The following is a 2,080-nucleotide window of genomic DNA, read 5'->3' as shown; positions in this document are numbered from 1 at the left end:
GGCCCGGACCTTACGGTCCGGACCGACGCCTATCGTCGAGTCGAATGGATCAGGTGATCGTGATGGCGCGTTCGGGGCAACTCGCCGCAGCTTCGCGCACCGAATCCTCGTGCTCGGAAGGAACTTCCGACACGAGGGTCACGGCGTACCCGCCGTCGCTGAGATCGAACACCTCGGGGCAGAGAGCAAGACAGACCCCGTGGCCGCGGCAGGAGTCGTCGTCGACGGAAACCTTCACTTCGCGTCGGCTTCCGCGAGCGTGAAGTCCAGGTGCAGCGTCATCAGGCCGCGGAGGATGAACGTGGGCAGGTAGTCGAACTTGCGGTCGCCCTCGGGACCGTGCACCTTCTCCGAGATGGCGATCTTGCTGGTCCGCTCGAGCAGTCGCTCGAAGCCGACGCGCGCCTCGGTGCGAGCGAGCGGGGCGCCCGGGCACGCGTGGATGCCGCGACCGAAAGCGATATGGGTACGCGCGTTGCGACGGTCGAGATCGAACTCGGCCGGCTCGGAGAACTGGCGGGGGTCGCGGTTGGCGGCACCGTTCACGAGCATCATGATCGTGCCGGCCGGGACCTCGACACCGCCGACCTCGGTCGGAACCTTGGAGAGCCGGAAGTCGCCCTTGATCGGGCTCTCCAAGCGCAGCGTCTCCTCGATGAAGTTGTTGATCCGCTCGGGGTCTTCACGCAGGGTCTGCTGGAGTTCGGGGTCCTCGGCGAGGATGCGGAGCCCGGAGCTCACCAGGCGGACCGTGGTCTCCTGGCCCGCGGAGAACACGTTCGCGGCGATGCGGAGGACGTCGTCGACCGGCGGAAGCGTGCCGTCCGGGAAGGTAGCGGTGGCAAGACCGGTCAGGACGTCGTCCTGCGGGTTCGCCCGCCGGTCCTCGATGTAGGCACCGAACTTCTGGTAGAGGAACTCCATGGGGTTGAGCTTGAGCTCGGTACCCTGCGTGCTGCCGATCGAGATGCCGTCCTTCATCACCAGGTTGAGGCCCTCGATGAATTCCTGGTGGTCGCTCTCCGGGACGCCGAGCAGGTCGGCGATCACGAGCATGGCGAACGGGGCGGCGAACTCGCTGATGACCTCGCCCGAGCCCTTGGCAAGGAGGTCGTCGAGCAGCTTGTCGGCCAGGCGCCAGATGAACTCTTCGTTCTCCTTGAGGCGCTTCGGGGTGATCAGGCGCATCAGCAGGGCGCGATGGTCGGTATGCTGCGGCGGATCCATCGTCGGCAGCTGGTCGTTCATGGGCAGCTTGGGACGCGTCTCTTCGATCAGGTCCGTGATGTCGTCGCTGTCGGTGGGGAGGGGGAATCCCGAGTACGGGCCCGTCACCGAGATGCACGAAGAGAAGGTCTTTTCGTCGTTCAGGACCTGGATGGCTTCCTCGTATCCGGTGACCATCATGACGTTGTGGTGCGGCTCGCGCTTGACCGGGCAACTTTCCCGCATCGCGTCGTAGTACGGGCTCGGATCGCCCACGAGGGAGGGGTCGGTGAAGAAGTTCAGCTTCTCGAGTTCGGTCATGTTTCTTCCTCTCAGAAGAAGTGGAGCTGCGGGGGTGCGAGGAACCGGGGCCACTGTCGGGAAGACGGGTAGCCGACCAGGATCTGGTCCACATCCAACCATGTTGATCTTGACTCCGAAATTCCGGAGCTAACGTACATTTCGGACTTTGTGATAGAGGACCAGTTAGGCCACAAATATTTGTGGTGAACAACAACGCCCGCATCCGTATCCCGACCCGATGAGGGTCGGTACACGGATGCGGGCTTGTAGGCATGGGCGAAGGGTCAGATCACCGGTTCTTTGGTGATGGTGGCCCAGGCGGCGCCGCTGTCGGGGACGCGGGGTTGTTTCCAGACTTCGATGGGGAAGGACACCATGACCAGTGATTGCATCAGGTGCATGAGGCTGCGGGCGTCGTCGGGCAGGTCGTCGAGGTCGAATTTGTCGCAGTAGGTGATGGCGTCTTCGAGGCGGGTGAAGGCGGCGTCGTAGAACTGCTGCATTTCGGGCATGGTCGAGGCGAGGCGTTTGGCGTAGCGCTCGGGTTCGGTGGCCAGGGCCCAGTCGGCGT

Annotated in this window: 3 protein-coding genes; all 3 read right to left on the bottom strand. The window is 63.9% G+C overall.

The window, feature by feature from the left end:
• Positions 1–49: 49 nt before the first annotated feature.
• Positions 50–238 (bottom strand): ferredoxin, encoded by a 189-nt coding sequence (locus ACFWBU_RS21235; protein WP_378529152.1) that lies wholly within the window; start codon positions 236–238, stop codon positions 50–52.
• The gene (locus ACFWBU_RS21230; protein WP_378529151.1) at positions 235–1,527 is read right to left on the bottom strand and encodes a cytochrome P450; all 1,293 of its coding nucleotides are present in this window, start codon (positions 1,525–1,527) and stop codon (positions 235–237) included. Before ACFWBU_RS21230 ends, ACFWBU_RS21235 begins: the two co-directional genes overlap by 4 nt.
• Before the next feature lie 266 nt (positions 1,528–1,793).
• Positions 1,794–2,080, bottom strand: a 287-nt coding sequence (locus ACFWBU_RS21225; RefSeq protein ID WP_378529150.1) for a hypothetical protein, incomplete at its 5' end; no start/stop codon positions are given.

The sequence above is a fragment of the Rhodococcus sp. NPDC060084 genome, assembly GCF_042730335.1.
In the GTDB taxonomy this organism is placed as follows: Bacteria; Actinomycetota; Actinomycetes; order Mycobacteriales; family Mycobacteriaceae; genus Rhodococcus.
Note: the sequence above shows the minus strand (reverse complement) of the source record. Positions and strands in the feature narration are given on the sequence as shown.